At 44.2% G+C, this 17,007-nt stretch carries 15 protein-coding genes; 5 read left to right on the top strand and 10 right to left on the bottom strand.

Features of this window, described 5'->3' with window-relative positions; translation table 11 throughout:
• Window positions 1–55: 55 nt before the first annotated feature.
• Window positions 56–1,045 carry a serine/threonine protein kinase gene (locus tag EPO18_RS13920; RefSeq protein WP_292434185.1) on the top strand — a complete coding sequence of 330 codons (990 nt, stop codon included), beginning with the start codon at window positions 56–58 and terminating at the stop codon, window positions 1,043–1,045.
• A 121-nt stretch (window positions 1,046–1,166) separates the two neighbouring features.
• Here the strand turns inward: EPO18_RS13920 and rnhB are convergent, their stop codons facing one another.
• From rnhB to efp, 7 genes are all read right to left on the bottom strand, one after another.
• On the bottom strand, window positions 1,167–1,778 hold the full coding sequence (gene rnhB, locus EPO18_RS13915; protein ID WP_292434183.1) for a ribonuclease HII: 612 nt from the start codon (window positions 1,776–1,778) through the stop codon (window positions 1,167–1,169).
• 32 nt (window positions 1,779–1,810) lie between these two features.
• Window positions 1,811–2,581 carry an acyl-ACP--UDP-N-acetylglucosamine O-acyltransferase gene (gene lpxA, locus EPO18_RS13910; RefSeq protein WP_363331514.1) on the bottom strand — a complete coding sequence of 257 codons (771 nt, stop codon included), beginning with the start codon at window positions 2,579–2,581 and terminating at the stop codon, window positions 1,811–1,813.
• A 1-nt stretch (window position 2,582) separates the two neighbouring features.
• Complete coding sequence (gene fabZ, locus EPO18_RS13905) at window positions 2,583–3,026, bottom strand: 3-hydroxyacyl-ACP dehydratase FabZ (protein WP_292434180.1); 444 nt, start codon at window positions 3,024–3,026, stop codon at window positions 2,583–2,585.
• Between the two features lie 60 nt (window positions 3,027–3,086).
• Window positions 3,087–3,587, bottom strand: a complete 501-nt coding sequence (locus EPO18_RS13900) for an OmpH/Skp family outer membrane protein (protein WP_292434179.1) — start codon at window positions 3,585–3,587, stop codon at window positions 3,087–3,089.
• Between the two features lie 117 nt (window positions 3,588–3,704).
• Window positions 3,705–6,014, bottom strand: coding sequence for an outer membrane protein assembly factor BamA (bamA, locus tag EPO18_RS13895; protein WP_292434177.1), 2,310 nt, complete (start codon window positions 6,012–6,014; stop codon window positions 3,705–3,707).
• Between the two features lie 79 nt (window positions 6,015–6,093).
• Window positions 6,094–7,071: an EF-P lysine aminoacylase EpmA gene (epmA, locus tag EPO18_RS13890; RefSeq protein ID WP_292434175.1), complete on the bottom strand. Its 978-nt coding sequence runs from the start codon at window positions 7,069–7,071 to the stop codon at window positions 6,094–6,096.
• Window positions 7,071–7,640, bottom strand: a complete 570-nt coding sequence (gene efp / locus EPO18_RS13885) for an elongation factor P (protein ID WP_292434173.1) — start codon at window positions 7,638–7,640, stop codon at window positions 7,071–7,073. The genes epmA and efp overlap by 1 nt, the downstream gene beginning before the upstream one ends.
• 81 nt (window positions 7,641–7,721) lie before the next feature.
• Here efp and epmB point away from each other — a divergent pair, with 81 nt between their 5' ends.
• Window positions 7,722–8,732: an EF-P beta-lysylation protein EpmB gene (epmB, locus tag EPO18_RS13880; RefSeq protein ID WP_292434171.1), complete on the top strand. Its 1,011-nt coding sequence runs from the start codon at window positions 7,722–7,724 to the stop codon at window positions 8,730–8,732.
• A 1-nt stretch (window position 8,733) separates the two neighbouring features.
• Here the strand turns inward: epmB and EPO18_RS13875 are convergent, their stop codons facing one another.
• Window positions 8,734–9,630, bottom strand: a complete 897-nt coding sequence (locus EPO18_RS13875; RefSeq protein ID WP_292434169.1) for a 5'-nucleotidase — start codon at window positions 9,628–9,630, stop codon at window positions 8,734–8,736.
• Window positions 9,631–9,640: 10 nt separating this feature from the next.
• Window positions 9,641–12,925 carry an SPOR domain-containing protein gene (locus tag EPO18_RS13870; RefSeq protein WP_292434167.1) on the bottom strand — a complete coding sequence of 1,095 codons (3,285 nt, stop codon included), beginning with the start codon at window positions 12,923–12,925 and terminating at the stop codon, window positions 9,641–9,643.
• A 168-nt stretch (window positions 12,926–13,093) separates the two neighbouring features.
• On the opposite strand from EPO18_RS13870, the gene EPO18_RS13865 reads away from it, so the two are divergent.
• Genes EPO18_RS13865 through EPO18_RS13855 form a run of 3 tightly spaced genes read left to right on the top strand, consistent with a single transcriptional unit; the run spans window position 13,094 to window position 15,515 of the window.
• A complete protein-coding gene (locus tag EPO18_RS13865; RefSeq protein WP_292434166.1) occupies window positions 13,094–13,618 on the top strand; it encodes a glycine cleavage system transcriptional repressor in 525 nt (174 codons plus the stop codon).
• An 8-nt stretch (window positions 13,619–13,626) separates the two neighbouring features.
• Entirely contained in the window at window positions 13,627–14,097 is a 471-nt protein-coding gene (locus tag EPO18_RS13860; protein WP_472850898.1) for a peroxiredoxin, read from the top strand.
• 2 nt (window positions 14,098–14,099) lie between these two features.
• Window positions 14,100–15,515, top strand: coding sequence for a PhoH family protein (locus EPO18_RS13855; RefSeq protein WP_292434161.1), 1,416 nt, complete (start codon window positions 14,100–14,102; stop codon window positions 15,513–15,515).
• Between the two features lie 95 nt (window positions 15,516–15,610).
• On the opposite strand, the gene purB is transcribed toward EPO18_RS13855, so the two are convergent.
• Window positions 15,611–16,975: an adenylosuccinate lyase gene (purB, locus tag EPO18_RS13850; protein ID WP_292434159.1), complete on the bottom strand. Its 1,365-nt coding sequence runs from the start codon at window positions 16,973–16,975 to the stop codon at window positions 15,611–15,613.
• Between the last annotated feature and the right edge of the window lie 32 nt (window positions 16,976–17,007).

The raw sequence follows: 17,007 nt of genomic DNA, 5'->3' as shown, positions 1-17,007 counted from the left end.
TGCTTTGGCGAGATTATTTTAAGGCCCGCCTGGATTCGGCGTTACAATAGTATTTATGAATACTAATCTCACTCCTTTTTCAGCGCTGACTCCCGACATTATCTTGAATGCGCTCGACCATATGGGCCTGCACGGTGATGGTCGGCTACTAGCGCTCAATAGTTATGAAAACCGCGTTTATCAAGTTGGCATGGCGGATGCGTCTTTTGTAGTTACAAAATTCTACAGGCCCAATCGCTGGACTACAGCCGCCATTCTTGAAGAGCACGCATTTACTCAAGAATTATCAAAGTCTGAAATTCCCGTTGTACCTCCAATACCGTTTGGCGATAACCAGACCTTAATCCATTTCAATGGCTTCCGTTTTTCTGTATTTCCAAGGCAAGGCGGCCGAGTACCTGAGCTTGTAGGGCGAGAAAAGCTGGAATGGATGGGCCGATTTATCGCACGCATTCATGCGATCGGCGCACTAAAGCCTTTCAAAGAGCGCCCAACGCTTGATATTGAGGCATTTGGCGATGAACCGAGAGCTTATCTGCTGGCCAATCATTTCATACCCGCTGACCTTATAGAGGCTTACAGTAGTGTAACTGAACATGCGCTGGATGGCGTAAGGCGCTGTTTTGAATTTGCCGGAAAGATAAAAAGCCTGCGCCTGCACGGCGATTGTTATCCCGGCAATATTTTATGGACGGATGACGGTCCGCATTTTGTCGATTTCGATGACAGCCGAATGGGGCCTGCAATACAGGACTTATGGATGCTGCTTTCCGGAGATCGCGCCGAAATGACCGTCCAGTTAAATCATCTACTGAACGGCTATCGGACTTTTTACGATTTCGACAGCAGAGAACTATATCTTATTGAAGCCCTGCGAACTCTGCGTTTAATTCATTATTCTGCCTGGATAGCGCGTCGCTGGGATGATCCTGCGTTTCCAATGGCGTTCCCATGGTTTAATACGCCGCGTTATTGGCAAGATAGGATTATTGAACTTCGAGAGCAGATCGCATTAATGAATGAAGGGCCGCTTGAGTTGGGTTAATTATTTCGTCCACGAAAAACACGAAAAGCACGAAAATTTTCAAAAGGGTAGCAAACCGTAGACCGTTACCCAAAGAGTGAATAGCTAAATTTCGTGTCTTTCGTGCTTTTCGTGGACAAGATTAATATCTTCCCAGCCGCATCAGCATGGACTTTACCGGGTTGAATGTTCTTCGGTGTATGTCCAAAAAACCGAACCGCTCGATTTCGGCCAAATGCTGTTTGGTACCGTAGCCTTTATGCACATGAAACGAAAACTCAGGATAGAGTTGATGATAGTCGACCATCAGTTTATCCCGCTCGACTTTTGCCAATATAGACGCAGCACTGATCGCCTGCACTTTACTGTCGCCTTTAACGATAGCCTGGGCAGGCATGGACAGATCGGGAAGGCGGTTGCCATCCACTAAAACCTCGTCCGGCTGGATAGGCAAGCCTTTTACAGCCCGTTGCATTGCCAGTAGCGTTGCTTTAAGGATATTAAGTTCATCAATCTCTTCAACACTGGCTTGAGCAATCGACCAGCTTAAAGCGGTTTCTTTGATGAGACTGTAAAGACTATCCCGCTTGCTTTCGCTAAGGGTTTTTGAGTCGGCCAATCCGGCTATCGGCCGTATTGGATCCAGGATAACTGCGGCAGCGAAAACCGGGCCTGCGAGTGGTCCGCGACCGGCTTCGTCAACGCCTGCAAGCATTAATCCTTGTGAGATTTTTATTGAAAATTCGTCATCCATAACTGCATCGCTCCTAACGATTTAAGCCGTAATTAACGCAATATACCCCGGCTTACATTGCGCAAAAAGCTGACCATATCAGACAATTCTTTACTTTCACCTGCTAAATCTTCCATTTGATCAATGGCATCTTCCAGACGCAGATTAGTCTTGTAAATTATCTTGTAAGCTTTCCTGATTAACCTGATGTCTTCAGGAGAAATGCCGTTGCGCTCCATGCCGACTGAATTGATGCCGTGCGGTCTGGTAGGCTTACCGCCGACCATAACAAACGGAGGGATGTCCTGGGTAATTGCGCTACCCATAGCAGCAAAGCTGTACTGCCCTATTTGCGTGAACTGATGCACCAGGGTAAATCCGCCCAAAATAGCGTGACTATGCAAATGCACATGCCCGGCCAATGAAGCCCCGTTTGCCATAATCACATGATTGCCGATAATGCAGTCATGCGCCACATGGGTGTACGCCATAAACAGGTTGTCATTGCCAATCTTGGTAAGGCTGCGATCCTGTTTGGTTCCCCGGTGCATGGAAGTATATTCGCGTATCGTATTTCTATCGCCGATTTCCAGCTGGGTTATCTCTGCGGCGTATTTTTTGTCTTGGGGATCTTCGCCGATCGAAGTGAATTGATAGATGCGATTATCTTTGCCTATGGTAGTAGGCCCCTTAATAACAACATGGGATCCTACTACCGTACCGGCGCCGATTTTTACACCCGCACCGATAACGGAATAAGGGCCGATAGATACGTCATCGGCCAGCTCAGCCTTACTATCGATTATCGCTGTTGGATCGATCAAATTAATTTACCACGGCCGCACATCTGATTTCAGCACTCGCGACGAACTCACCGTCAACTTCCGCTTGACATTCAAATGCCCAGATATTGCGCTTGCTTTTAAGAAATTTTGCTTCCAGCATCAACTGATCCCCGGGCACAACGGGTCTTTTAAACTTGACTTTGTCGATACCGACCAAATAATAAATCATTCCGGCCAGCTCATCGCCTGCTGTTTCCGATGCCAATAATCCTGTGGATTGAGCCAAGGCCTCTAAAATCAGCACGCCTGGCATAATGGGTTTTTGTGGGAAATGTCCTTGGAAAAACGGTTCGTTATAAGTTACGTTTTTCACCCCTAATAATCTAACGCCAGGTTCGCACTCAATAACCTTATCAACCAATAAAAAAGGGTAACGATGCGGCAAGAATTCTTGTATTTGTAAAATATCTAATTTAATGGACATATTTGAGATGCTTTTCTTAAAAGTTGATGACTATGCGATTAAATAAAAACCCGTATGTAATTATTCCGGCATGGCTGACAACTTTTGTTGAACTTGACTGGTTACGTCGATTTTTTCACTGGCATAAATAACACCGTCAGTCAGTAATAAGTCAAAATTTTGGTCTTTAGCAATTTCCCGTATAGCTTCAACAATACGCCGTTGTAATTTTCCTAATTCTTCATTACGACGCGCATTAAAATCCTCGCTAAACTCCTGTTGCGCTCTTTTTGCATCTCTTTTCTTATTTAAAATGTCTTTTTCCAAATTTGCTCTTGCCGACTCACCCATTACGGCGGCATCTTTAGTCATTTTTTCATCCATGTTTTGAATTTCTTTTTGCTGAGCGACTAATTGCTTATCACGCGGTGAAAACTCCTGCTCCAGGCGTTTTTTGGCTTTTTCTGCCTGGGGCGCTTTCTCAAGAACGGCTGGTATATTGACAAAGCCAATCTTTAAATCAGCATAGCTCACATTAGCAGCAAGCAACAATCCTAAGAATAAAGCAATTTTTGTTTTCATTGTTAAACAGATCTCTGGTGGAGTTAAAATAAATAATAATTAAAATACGGCTATTTTGTTGAATTATAAACGTAGGGACTACCTGCCCGGTAGCCCCTACAATAAAAACAACTTCTTCTAGAAATTCTGACCGAAGTTGAATTGAAACATCTGTTTTTGATCCCCTGTAATAGTGCCGTCTGCTGCCGTGGTTGTAGATTTAGCATTTAATGGCAATGCGGCACTAACGGATAAAGCGCCGAACGGCGACAACCATTCGCCTGAAATCCCGGCAGAATATTTCATATTATCCACTTTAAAGCCATTGTTGATTGCTCCAGCATCAAAAAAAGTGCCTAACCTGACTGATTTTGTCTCCGGCATAAAAGGCACCGGGAAAAACACCTCGGCATTACCGATAATTTTGCTGGAACCGCCAAGCGGATTGCCAAAGGGGGTATCTCTCGGTCCAACGGTATTATTTTTATAACCGCGAATAGACCCTGTCCCTCCGCCGAAATAGTTTTCAAAGAACGGTAAGCCATCCGTTTTTCCATAACCGTCCCCGTAACCTACTTCACCCTGCAGTCTGAACGTAAAGTCTTTAGCCAACGGAAAATAAAGTTGATGTTTATAGCTGATTTTATAATATTCCAGGTCGCTACCAGGAACTGTCGCCAATGCAGAAAAGCGCTGTTGTTGTCCCTTGTTAGGAAAGATTGCCCTGTTAAGCGTATCGTGAGTCCAGCCCACTGCCGGAGACAGGGTTAAATAACTATTGCCTTCCTTATTAATAAAAGCCTGAATTTCATTGGATGTAAAGTCAGTTTTGGTCAACTCAGTATGTTTCACATCAACATCAAAACGCAAACTGTCGAACTCATTCAACGGTATGCCGAAATTCATCCCCGCATTCATCACATTGGTTGAATAATTGGCGATATTCACTCGTCCGGCATTTCGTTTGGTATAGCCCAAATTGTAACCCTGGCTTACTCCGTCCACTGTGAAATAAGGATTAAAAAAACCGAACTGGTAACTGGTCGCATAATCGCTATTATTGAAGGCAATATTCACTCGTTTGCCAGAACCGAAAACGTTATCCTGAGCAATATTGGCATTCAACACTATCCCTTGGGTTTGAGAAAAACCGATACCTGCCGACAAGTTGCCGGAGGGTTTTTCTACTACCGTATAATTGACGTCAATCTGGTCGGCAGTACCTGCAACCGGAGGTGTCTCAACATTCACCTCTTCGAAATAGCCCAAGCGTTCAAGACGCGTTTTCGACCGTTCTATCTTTGAACTCGAAGCCCAACTGGACTCCATTTGCCGCATTTCCCGACGCAGCACTTCATCACGGGTTTTGTTGTTGCCTTTCATGTTAATGCGTCTGACATAAACGCGTTTGCCAGGATCGACAAAAAAAGTCATATCAACGGTTTTTTTAGCTTCGTTGATCTCCGGTACCATGTTGACGTTAGCAAAAGCATAACCGTCATCGCCCAAACGGTCAGAAATTGCTTTAGATGTTTCAGTAGCATTTTTTCTGGAAAAAATCTCTCCCGGGCCGACCTTCACCAGCTTAATAAGTTCTGGAGGGGCGACCACCAGATTACCGGCTAGTTTGACTTTTTCCAGCGTATAAACATCACCCTCTTTAACGTTAATAGTGACATAAATATCTTTTTTATCCGGGGTGATAGCTACCTGCGTGGACTCGATATTAAAGTTGATATAACCGCGATCCAGGTAATAGGAACGCAAGGTCTCCAAGTCCGCTTGCAATTTTTGTTTGGAATACTGGTCGTCCTTGGTATAAAACGACAACAGATTAGAGGTGTTCAGTTCAAGATTACGCAACAGCGTTTTATCATCGAAAACATTATTACCGACAATATTGATCTGCTTGATCTTGGCTACCCTGCCCTCTGAAATCTTGATATGAATACCGACCCGGTTGCGTGTCAGATTGGACACATCCGTAGTGATCTTCAAGCCGTATTTGCCGTGACTGAAATATTGACGACTTAATTCTTGCTCGACTTTATCCAGCACCTGCTGGTCGAATACCTTGCCTTCAGCCAATCCGATTTTCTTTAAGGCTTTAGTCAAATCGTCCTTACTTAAATCTTTATTGCCTTCAAAAATGATTTTCGCAATAGAGGGACGCTCTACCACATTAACAATCAGTGTTGATCCTTCTCTTTCCAGAGAAATATCTTTAAAAAAACCGGTTTTAAATAGCGCCTTGATTGCCGGGCCAACATTATCCAATGAAAACCTTTCTCCCACATTAATAGGAAGATAGTTATAAACGGTACCTACGGAGATACGTTGCAAGCCTTTGACTTGAATGTCCTCAACAATAAACTCTTCATCGCCTTTAGCCACCTGGGAAACAAGCAGAAACAGCAATAGCAAGCGAGAAAAATTATTTAATTTCATGTAGGAGTCTAAAAATAAAACAGCATTGCCTAATGTTTAAAAACTGCCGGATTATATCACAGTAAATATTTAAACGAGCTTAAGCGCTACGAATAGAAAAACTAAGCACATTATCAATGGAAGCGCTATCAGACAATAGCATCAACAAACGATCCAAACCTACAGCCACGCCCGAACATTCCGGCAATCCCGATTGCAGAGCTGCAATAAGACGTTGGTCTTTAACGGCAGACGGCTGTTTATGTAAGTGCCTGATAGCCAATTCTTTATCAAAGCGCCTACTCTGCTCTTCTGCATCGGTCAGCTCGTAATAGCCATTGCCAAGCTCAATGCCATTAATAAATAGTTCAACCCGCTCAACGATCTGCGGATTATCTTCATTGATTTTTGCTAACGACGACTGACAAGCGGGGTAACCATAAACCATGCACAAAGCATTTTCGCCCAAATGCGGCTGGACTTTATGGCTGAATATAAAATCCAGCCACAAGGCATGGTCTTGTCCGCAAATACCTACTGCCTCAGATAATTCGCATTCCCTGGCAAAAGCGCAGTAATCCTGATACGAAAATATCAGGGGATCTAAACCGGTAAACGAAACAAATACGTCCTGGTAACTGACTCGTCGTGTTTCTTTTAACGGCTTACCACTGAATAGTCCTTCGATCAGCTCAGCGATTTCATCCATTAACTGGGGCAAGGTAAAGCCGACCCGATACCATTCAAGCATGGTAAATTCAGGATTGTGGAAACGCCCCGACTCGCCGTTCCTGAATGCCTTGCCTATCTGATAGATGGAACCGCTGCCGGCTGCAAGCAGCCGTTTCATTGCAAACTCAGGCGATGTTTGCAAAAACAGCGTTTGCCGCCGTGGCGGCAACCAATAGTCAGCAGTAAAAAAATCCAACTGCGGATCTGTTCCGATACAGTGTCCAAGTAAAGGCGTCTCCACTTCCAATACCGATCTATCAGCAAAAAACTTACGTATCTCGGCAAGCATCTGCGCTCTTAAGCGCATCAGCTCTAAAGAGCATGTTGGTCGCCAGTCTTGCAGCACTATTCTTTTACGCGCGAAACGTATTCGCCGGTACGGGTATCGACCCTGATCAATTCACCAATTTGCACAAACAAAGGCACTCTGACTACCGCACCAGTCTCCAAAACCGCCGGTTTGCCGCCGCCGCCCGAGGTATCGCCACGAACACCGGGATCGGTTTCAGTAATAGCCAAATCGACAAAATTGGACGGTGAAATCGCAAGAGGCACATCATTCCATAAGGTTACAGTGCAAGAGTCTTGGTCTTTAAGCCATTTACCCGCATCGCCGACAATTTTTTCATCAGTTTGATACTGCTCGAAAGTGTCCGGCACCATAAAATGCCTGAATTGACCGTCGTTATAGAGATATTGCATCTCGACATCGACAACATCGGCGCCTTCCAGAGACTCGCCCGATTTAAAGGTTCTTTCAATCACCCGGCCGGTTTTTAAATTCCTGATTTTTACCCGGTTAAAAGCCTGACCTTTTCCGGGTTTTACAAATTCATTTTCAATAATTGCACAGGGATCGTTATCTAACATAACTTTTAACCCGGCTTTAAACTCATTAGTGCTATAGACAGCCATTTTATCCTCAAATATGACAAACAATGTAAACTCAGCCATTATAATAGAGGCAACAACTGATAGAAACTTTAATAATTCCTGATGCTCGAGCCACAATCCGAAATACAGCACTTTACTAAAAACTGGCAACAACAACTTGCTGAAGCTTTTAATAACATTGAAGTCCTTTGCCGTTACCTGAATTTATCACAAGACGATTTGCCGATCTCAGCCGCGGCAGCTGAAAACTTCTCTTTACGCGTTCCTTTAAGTTTTGCGGCCTGCATCGAAAAAGGCAATCCGCATGATCCTTTATTGCGCCAAGTATTGCCTATTAATGATGAATTGTCGGCCTATCCGGGTTTTAGCAATGATCCGGTAGGCGATCTTGCATCAGCTACCCAAAGTGGTATTTTGCACAAGTACCATGGCCGGGTTTTGCTTATCAACACCGGCAGTTGCGCTATCAACTGCCGATACTGTTTCCGCCGTAATTTTCCATATGCTGATTTACAAATTAATAGACAAAAAGAAAATGCGGCCATCCAAACCATACAGAACGACACTGATATTTCGGAAGTTATTTTAAGCGGAGGGGATCCATTGCTATTAAGCGACTCAAGATTATCGTCGCTCATTCAGCAATTGAACAATATCGAGCACGTGCAACGCATTCGAATTCACAGTCGACTGCCTATCGTCCTGCCCTCCCGAATAACTGATGCCTTTATTAACATCCTTAAACAAAGTCCCAAACAAATTATCATCATCACGCATTGCAACCATGCTAATGAAATCAACAACCGTGTTATTGCAGCCTGCAACTCGCTGAAAAACAGTGGAATTACCTTGTTTAATCAAGCAGTACTTTTAAAGGGTGTAAATGATAATGTGGAAGTCCTATACGAACTGAGCGAACAACTATTCAGACACGGCATTATTCCTTATTACCTGCATTTACTGGATAAAGCGACGGGAACGGGACATTTTGAAGTTCCTGAGGCAGAAGCTCTGGCGCTTATCCGACAAGTTCAAGCCATCCTACCCGGCTATTTGGTGCCAAAGTTAGTCAAAGAACAGGCGGGAGCTTCATCAAAACAGACTATTTTATAGCTTAATCTTTCCGGTTAATTATACCGTGTGGCACATGCGCAGCAGCGACATGCCGGGCAGCAGATTCACAATGGCCTTTTTGATCGTCAAAGAAAATATCTGCGCCGAATGCTCTCAAAAAAGCGCCCTTGTCTATGCCTCCCAGAAATAGCGCTTCATCAATGCGGATCCCCCAGGCTCTTAGCGTGCGGACTACCCGCTCATGAGCCGGAGCCGAGCGAGCGGTCACCAATGCGGTTCTTATCGGTGACGCTTGCGGGTCAAACTGCGTTTGAATGTAATGCAGAGCACTCAAAAAATCCTTAAACGGCCCGCCGGATAAGGGCTTTTTGGCTTCGTTACGCTCATTTTCGCTGAACACATCCAGGCCGCGCTGTTGGTAAATCCGTTCAGACTCATCCGAAAACAGCACCGAATCACCATCAAAAGCAATACGCAGCTGTTTGGAATGATAGGTTATGGAAGGACCGCAAAGAATAGTTGCCGCCGCAAACCCCGCATCCAAAGCCTTAGCGACATCATCGGCATTGGCCGATAAAAACAGATGCGCACCGAATGCAGGAATATAACCGTATGGAGATGCGCCGCTGGTAAACGCCGCTCGGATAATCTTCAACTGATGATGGGCAATAGAATTAAAGATTCTTAAACCCGTATCTGCACTATTTTGTGATAACAGAATAATTTCAACCAGCGGATCATCGGGGCAACTGTCATTCAAGCTCAGAAACTTCTCAACCAGGGCAAAACCGTACCCCGGCTCCAAAACTTCATCTTCATGCTCTATTTGATAGCGGCAGAAAGCTTCCCTGCCCTGTGTTTCAAATATCGTATGCGATTCATCCAGATTGAATAACGCTCTGGATGATACCGCTACAACCAGTTTTTTCTCTCTCATCGACAAAGTTCTAGTTATCGCTCACCCAAACCGAATCCAGATTAAGCGCTTGTTTGATTTTAGCCGTATTTGCATTCGCTTCTGCTTTGCTCTTGAACCCTCCGACTCGCAACCGGTACATTGTCATATTCTTTTCATGGACGGGTATTACTTCGGCAAAAACACCAAGGCGCGCAAATTCAGCGGCTTTGCTTTTGGCAAACCATTCCTGTTTAAACGCAACCAAATTTATCCCCCATTTTCCGATAACGGCTTGTTTGATTGCCTTTACTGGTTTCTCTTCGACAATAACTTGTTCGGGAACTACCGGTTTAGCCGCTGCCACTTCAGGTTGAGGTTTCGATTTGACAGGAGCCGTCTCATGCTTAGTTTTCTCTTTGGTTGGAGTTTGCTCATGTACAGCTTCTTCTTTGGTTGATGCAGGCTCATGCACCGCTACTTCTGCTACTTCTTTTGCATAATTATGTGCAGATGCCTCTTTAGGATCGTGAAGATCGTGCTTATCTATGCTTTTACCATGCTCATGCTCTGGCGTAATTTTAGCTGACGCAATCTCATGTACATTTTCTTCTTTTATAGGCGCAGGTCCAGGGGCTACTTCGACCTTAGGTGGTTCAACAACGGATGGCGCGGAGGGCGTTGAAGATACTTTCTCTTCCAAATTACCTACTTTGACCTGCAACATATCAAGCGCCTTGCTCACCATATCCTGCTTTGCCACAATATTAGGGACTTTGTTATTTAACAAATCGACGGGAAACTGAGAATTTCCTTTCAGCTCGGTTATAAAACCATCGACCTGCTTATTCAACAATACAACCGAATTTCTCATAGCATTAACTTCTTCGCTAGGGCTGTTTGCAGCGCTTTTTGCCAAGTTAGCCTCAAGAGTTGTAACTGCTTCGGTTAATCTTGAAACCTCCGTTTTCGCCCCATAAGTCATCACACCTAATCCGGCGGCCGTACTTAAGGCAACAGCTCCAAAGCCCATCGCCAAATAGCTGTAACGCTTAGCCTTTTTAACTTTATTTTCAGCATCTTCCAGTTGTTTTTTTAAATCTTCATACTCAAAATTAAATGGGCTTAACTTTACATTTTCAATATCTTCTGTCGCTGTATCGGCCGCTTGTGCCGGAGTGGGCTCGGCAACTGTGTCTTTAGCTTCCGGTTTCAGCGCCGGAGTTTCCGGCTCGAAAGTTTGCACAGCTTCATTTTCGTTCAAGAAGTTACTGCTATCAAAAGCGTCGGAGAACTCACGTTCTTCAATTTTCGCATCAGCAAGCGTATCGGAAATTTCTGTATCGGCAGTAATATCAAAATCAGGTAAAAGAAAATCATCTTCTTGTTCATCCTGAGTTGATGTTTTTCCGCTCTTTGTTAACTGCGCATCTTCAGTCTGTCTGGAAAAAATGTCGTTATCATCATTCGATTTAAAAAAATCATTAATTTCGTTTAAATCTGTATCGTCACCAAACTCTTGTTCTTTCCCTTCCACTTGTTCTAACGCATTCTCTTCACCGAAATCGGCATCCGCAAATAAAGCATTAAAGCTACTTTCGTCATCCTGCACATCATTGACTGATTCTTCAATTACCGCCCCCAACTCTTCATTAGCTGCAGCTGAATCCGCCGAAGTTTCAACTTCATTATCCTGAATCAGATCTGATTCATTAAAATTGTCGCTAAAGCCGGAAAAATCATCAACCTCATCCGGCAGACCTGCATCATCAATGAGTGCATCGTCCTTCTCGTCTGCCTGTTCCAATATATCCTCTACATCAGAATCGGCGTATGCAAATAGAGCGTTAAAGCTGCTTTCGTCATCCTGAACATTATTAACTGATTCTTCAACTGCTATCGGCAGCTCTTCATCAGCTACAACTAAATCTGCCGTAGACCCAATCTCATCGTCTTGGATCAGGTCTGACTTATCAAATTCATCGGCTTCGTCAACAATTTCGACTGTTTGTTCTAAAGCATCCTGTGCATCCAAACCGTCATTCGGAGACAAGCTGTCGATGTCGACAGTGTTGTTATCGTCGAATGATTGCTCAATTACTGCTTTCTGGTCTTTATCGGCTTCGACCAAATTCGCCGAAGCCTCAACGTCATCATCCTGAATTATATCCGATTCGTTAAAATCCACGCCAAAGCCGCCAACATCTGAAACATCATCAAACTCTTCCGGCAGATTGCCATCATTTGCAAGTGAGGATGAATTATCCATAACCAGCTCTGGTTCCTCGATTTCGACTTCAGAAATTATGTCCGGCTCATCGAAATCACTAAAATCAGAAAAACCATCCAGCTCTTCAACTGCATCAACATCCTTTTCTTCACCTAAGGCGTCTTCTGCGGACACGTTTAAATCTAGTGCAGCCGGAACTGATGCTTCATCTTTATCGTCTTGAATTAGATCCGATTCACCTAGATCATCATCGAATCCGTTAAAGCCGGAAAAGTCATCGATCTCGTCCGACAGGCCGGTATTGTTAATTGTTGAGGATAGGTTCTCTTTGGGCTGTTCAGGTTTCACGACTTCTTCGACTGCCGGAATGATGTCCGGTTCATAGAAATCGCTAAAATCCGAGAATTTGTCCAACTCTTCAACCCCATCTACATCTTCTTCCTTATCTGATTCTTCAACTATTACTGGCGTAATTAATTTCGCCTCAGCTGAAATCGAAGCATCGACCTTATCATCTTGAATCATATCCAATTCATCAAAATTATTGATCAAGCTGAAATAGTCATCCAGTTCTTCCCGTGGCGCCGTATCACCCTGCTCATGTTCATCGGCTTTGACTCTCGAAACTATTTCCGACTCATCGAAATCACTAAAGTCAGATAGGCTGTCCAACTCTTCAGGCATCTCAACATCACCAGCCGCTTGCTCCGGCTCATAGTCTGCATCAAGAGCAGCGTTCATCACTAATCTGTCAAGGTCATCTTCATCATACTGCGCTTCATTTAACGAAGTAAAAGTTGAATTTCCAGCAGTTTGCTCTAACCCTGCAACGGCCGACTGTGCCTTTTCCGGCTTGTTAAAATTCTTCTCAAAGCCGTCAAAATTTAAAAAATCATCCAGCTCATCATGCAGTCCAACATCTTTTTTCATTAACGCATCATCTGCATCAAAATCGGCATTCATCAGCAACCTATCAATAGCATCTTCTTCATCCTGAAGCTCATTGATCGGAATAAAAGAAGACTCCGCCTCGTCCAGCATAGCATCCAGATCGACAGCGAGATTATCGCTCTTTTCTTTTGATTTTTTATCTGTTGAGTCAGTCATATTCAGGCTCAGTAATGAGAATTAAAATAACCACAAAGTTTAAATGTAGTGTTTGGTATTTATTGGAAAAAAGCGAATTTTTTATCATTTTAGTACCAAATAAACTTAATGTTCATAAAGTTTCGCCTGTTTGATGCTAAACTCTCAAAAAAACTTTTAAGAGACAAAATGCAACTAGCTATCACTGCCTTAGGCAATCATCAGATTAATTTTATTGCCGAAATATTACCCGCCATACGCGACTGTAAATGTACTATTTTGGAAATAAGGCTGTCCCGTCTCGCTCAGTCTACTGCCGCATACCTACTTATTTCCGGCAACTGGAATCAAATTGCCAAATTTGAAAGTACTCTGGACATTATACAAAGAAGACTGGATATCAAAGTTCACACCTTACGCCCCGAACAAAAAGACAAGCCCAAGGAGTGCGTCCCTTATTCATTGGAAACCATTTCTCTGGATCGCGATAATGTCACAGAATCAATTACTTCTTTTCTGTTTGACAGGGAAATAGACATTGAGGAAATAACCGGCAGCTGTTATCAGGCGCCCTATATTCAAACCTCAGTCTTCTCGACCAAATTTGTAATTTTGATCCCGCCGCAACTTCATCTTCTGTCGCTACGTGAGGAGTTTTTGGATTTTTGCGACCGATTAAATATAGATGCCATTCTTGAACCTATAAAACGGTAACCTTGATAATGATAACTCTTGGCAGCCCCATACCCGATTTTGAAGCCCTATCTACTGGCGATAAAACAATAAGATTAAGTGACTATCAAGGTAAATATCTTGTTATTTATTTTTACCCTAAAGATAACACGCCAGGCTGTATTCAGGAAGGTCAAAGTTTTCGCGATAACATTGAAAAATTTACTGCGTTCAATACCGTTATAGTAGGCATATCCCGTGACACTATTCGCGTTCATGAAGGCTTTAAATGTAAACAGGAATTTCCCTTTGATTTATTGTCAGACCCCGATGAAAAACTGTGTCAGCTGTTCGACGTCATCAAAATGAAAAACATGTACGGCAAGCAGGTTCGAGGAATCGAACGTAGCACCTTTTTGGTCAATCCTCAAGGTGTGCTGGTTCGCGAATGGCGTAAAGTAAAAGTCAAAAGCCATTGTGACGAGGTCCTGCAATTCTTACATGAGCTCGCAGGCGCTTAACTATGAATATTCAAACGTCGTCGGATAAAAAGCTGTTTGTCTTGGACACCAATGTGCTGATGCACGATCCAACCTCGATCTTCCGCTTCAAGGAACATGACATCTTTATCCCGATGATTGTTCTGGAAGAACTTGATCATGCAAAAAAAGGCCTAACCGAACTGGCGCGCAATGTAAGGCAGGTCAGCCGATTTCTTGATGAATTAATTTGCGACGCTAACCAGCAAACCATTAATGACGGCCTACCGCTGTCGAGCATAAAACACAGGCCGAATACCGATACAACTGACGCCGGACGTTTATATTTCCAGACCAGCGCTATGACTGCGCTGCTACCGGAAAGCATGCCCGGCAATATTGCCGATAATTCAATACTCCGCATCGTGTTGGCGTTGACCAAAGAACTGCCCGATACCACTGTTATTCTGGTATCGAAAGATATCAACATGCGCATCAAGGCTGCAACCTTGGAGTTGCTTGCGGAAGACTATCATAATGACCAAACCCTTGATGACATCGACTTGCTATACAGCGGCGCAATGGCGCTGGAAAAGGATTTCTGGGAAGTACACGGCACCAAAATGGAGTCTTGGCAGGAAAAAAACCGCACTTTTTACAAACTGGACGATCCGCTAGTCGCCGAATGGTATCCCAACCAGTATTTGTACATAGAAGACGAAACCAATTTTGAAGCCATCGTCAGATCTTGCGACGGACAGATTGCGGTATTGGAACTGGCAAAGGATTACCGTGCAAAACATAACAATGTCTGGGGCATAACGGCAAAAAATCGGGAGCAGAACTTTGCGCTCAATGTCTTGCTAGATCCCAACATTGATTTTGTTACTTTATTAGGCACGGCAGGTACCGGCAAAACCCTACTGGCGCTGGCTGCAGGACTTACATTAACCCTGGAAAACAAAGCCTACCAGGAAATTATCATGACCCGCGAAACCGTGCCGGTCGGTGAAGATATAGGCTTTCTGCCCGGAACGGAAGAAGAAAAAATGGCGCCGTGGATGGGCGCATTAATTGATAACCTTGAACTGCTGGGCCAAAATGCGGAACACGGCGAATGGGAACAAAGCGCTACCAGCAATATTATTATGAACCGGGTCAAAATCAGGTCGCTTAACTTTATGCGCGGACGGACGTTCCTCAACCGCTACCTGATCATTGACGAAGCTCAAAACCTGACTTCAAAACAAATGAAAACCCTGATAACCCGTGCAGGGCCTGGAACCAAAATCATCTGTATCGGCAATCTTTCGCAAATAGACACGCCTTATTTAACCGCGACTACGTCCGGATTGACTTATGTTGTAGACCGTTTTAAAACTTGGCCCCATGGAGCGCATATCACCTTGCGGCGCGGCGAGCGCTCACGCTTGGCTGATTACGCCTCAGATACTTTGTAGATGAACTCGTTATGTTTTTCGTGAAGAGCGTGCCGAACCATGAACGTTTTAGCCAGATCATCTAATCAAAGAGTAGATCTGGCTTTCAATGGACTCTAAATTTCCTTAGCTAACTTTTTAGCGTAACCGATATAACTACGCGGAGTCAGCTCCAGCAAAACTGCTTTGGCATCAGCGGGGATTTCCAGTTTTTCAATAAACGCCTGCATTTGTTCGGTAGTAATGCGCTGACCGCGGGTGAGCTCTTTCAATTTCTCGTAAGGTTTTTCAATCCCGTAACGACGCATCACGGTTTGAATCGGTTCAGCCAACACTTCCCAATTGGCGTTAAGATCGGCCTCAATCGCTTCAATATTGATCTGTAATTTGGATATACCTTTCAAACTGGCCTGGATAGCGATAGAAGTGTGAGCAATACCGACACCGATATTTCTCAACACCGTTGAATCGGTTAAATCCCTCTGCCAGCGCGATACTGGCAATTTTTCCGCTAAAAAGCCGAATATCGCATTGGCTAATCCTAAATTACCTTCCGAGTTTTCAAAATCAATCGGATTGACTTTGTGCGGCATGGTAGATGAACCGACTTCACCGGCGATGGTTTTCTGCTTGAAGTAGCCTAAGGAAATATAGCCCCAAATATCACGGTCAAAATCCAGCAAAATGGTATTGAAGCGGGATAGAGCATGGAAATACTCGGCAATATAATCGTGCGGTTCAATCTGGATGGTGTAGGGGTTAAATTGCAGCCCCAGGGATTCGACAAAGCTTTGCGCAAATTCCGCCCAATCCACATCGGGATAAGCTACGCAGTGCGCATTGTAATTACCCACTGCTCCGTTTATTTTGCCCAATAATGCGACAGCTTGCAGTTGATCTTTCTGGCGCTGCATTCGAGCGGCGACGTTAGCGAACTCCTTGCCGGTTGTGGTAGGCGTAGCGGATTGCCCGTGGGTGCGCGATAACATCGGTTGATCCGCAGTTTCTACGGCAATGGTTTTGATCGCCGCAATGATGTCATTGATTTGAGCCAATATCACTTCACGGCCTTCTTTGAGCATTAACGCATAAGACAGATTGTTAATGTCTTCTGAAGTACAGGCAAAATGAATGAACTCACTGACTTTTTCCAGTTCAACGCAACCGGCAATTTTTTCTTTCAGTAAATATTCAACAGCTTTAACGTCGTGATTCGTGGTTTTTTCAATGTCTTTAACGCGCTGCGCATCGGCCTCTGAAAAATCGCCGACGATATTATTTAACAGTTGCGTCGCCGCGTCGCTAAACAGGCTGACTTCGGTAATTAACGGATGATTAGCCAAGGCTTGCAGCCAGCGGACTTCAACAAGCACACGAAAACGAATCAGGCCGTATTCACTGAAGATAGGACGCAATGCAGCCACTTTATCAGCATAGCGGCCGTCGATAGGAGAAATAGCGGTAAGAGCAAAATTAGTCATGGAGTTATCCGAGTATTTTAGTGTTTGTTGTT

It is taken from the genome of Methylobacter sp. (assembly GCF_004322395.1).
In the GTDB taxonomy this organism is placed as follows: Bacteria; Pseudomonadota; Gammaproteobacteria; order Methylococcales; family Methylomonadaceae; genus Methylobacter_A.
This window is presented reverse-complemented; position numbering and strand designations above follow the sequence as displayed.

Excerpts from the sequence above, each read along its gene's own strand:
- EPO18_RS13920 (WP_292434185.1), top strand. The coding sequence starts at position 56 with ATGAATACTAATCTCACTCCTTTTTCAGCGCTGACTCCCGACATTATC.
- rnhB (WP_292434183.1), bottom strand. The coding sequence starts at position 1,778 with ATGGATGACGAATTTTCAATAAAAATCTCACAAGGATTAATGCTTGCA.
- fabZ (WP_292434180.1), bottom strand. The coding sequence starts at position 3,026 with ATGTCCATTAAATTAGATATTTTACAAATACAAGAATTCTTGCCGCAT.
- EPO18_RS13900 (WP_292434179.1), bottom strand. The coding sequence starts at position 3,587 with ATGAAAACAAAAATTGCTTTATTCTTAGGATTGTTGCTTGCTGCTAAT.
- bamA (WP_292434177.1), bottom strand. The coding sequence starts at position 6,014 with ATGAAATTAAATAATTTTTCTCGCTTGCTATTGCTGTTTCTGCTTGTT.
- efp (WP_292434173.1), bottom strand. The coding sequence starts at position 7,640 with ATGGCTGTCTATAGCACTAATGAGTTTAAAGCCGGGTTAAAAGTTATG.
- epmB (WP_292434171.1), top strand. The coding sequence starts at position 7,722 with ATGCTCGAGCCACAATCCGAAATACAGCACTTTACTAAAAACTGGCAA.
- EPO18_RS13875 (WP_292434169.1), bottom strand. The coding sequence starts at position 9,630 with ATGAGAGAGAAAAAACTGGTTGTAGCGGTATCATCCAGAGCGTTATTC.
- EPO18_RS13870 (WP_292434167.1), bottom strand. The coding sequence starts at position 12,925 with ATGACTGACTCAACAGATAAAAAATCAAAAGAAAAGAGCGATAATCTC.
- EPO18_RS13865 (WP_292434166.1), top strand. The coding sequence starts at position 13,094 with ATGCAACTAGCTATCACTGCCTTAGGCAATCATCAGATTAATTTTATT.
- EPO18_RS13860 (WP_472850898.1), top strand. The coding sequence starts at position 13,627 with ATGATAACTCTTGGCAGCCCCATACCCGATTTTGAAGCCCTATCTACT.
- EPO18_RS13855 (WP_292434161.1), top strand. The coding sequence starts at position 14,100 with ATGAATATTCAAACGTCGTCGGATAAAAAGCTGTTTGTCTTGGACACC.
- purB (WP_292434159.1), bottom strand. The coding sequence starts at position 16,975 with ATGACTAATTTTGCTCTTACCGCTATTTCTCCTATCGACGGCCGCTAT.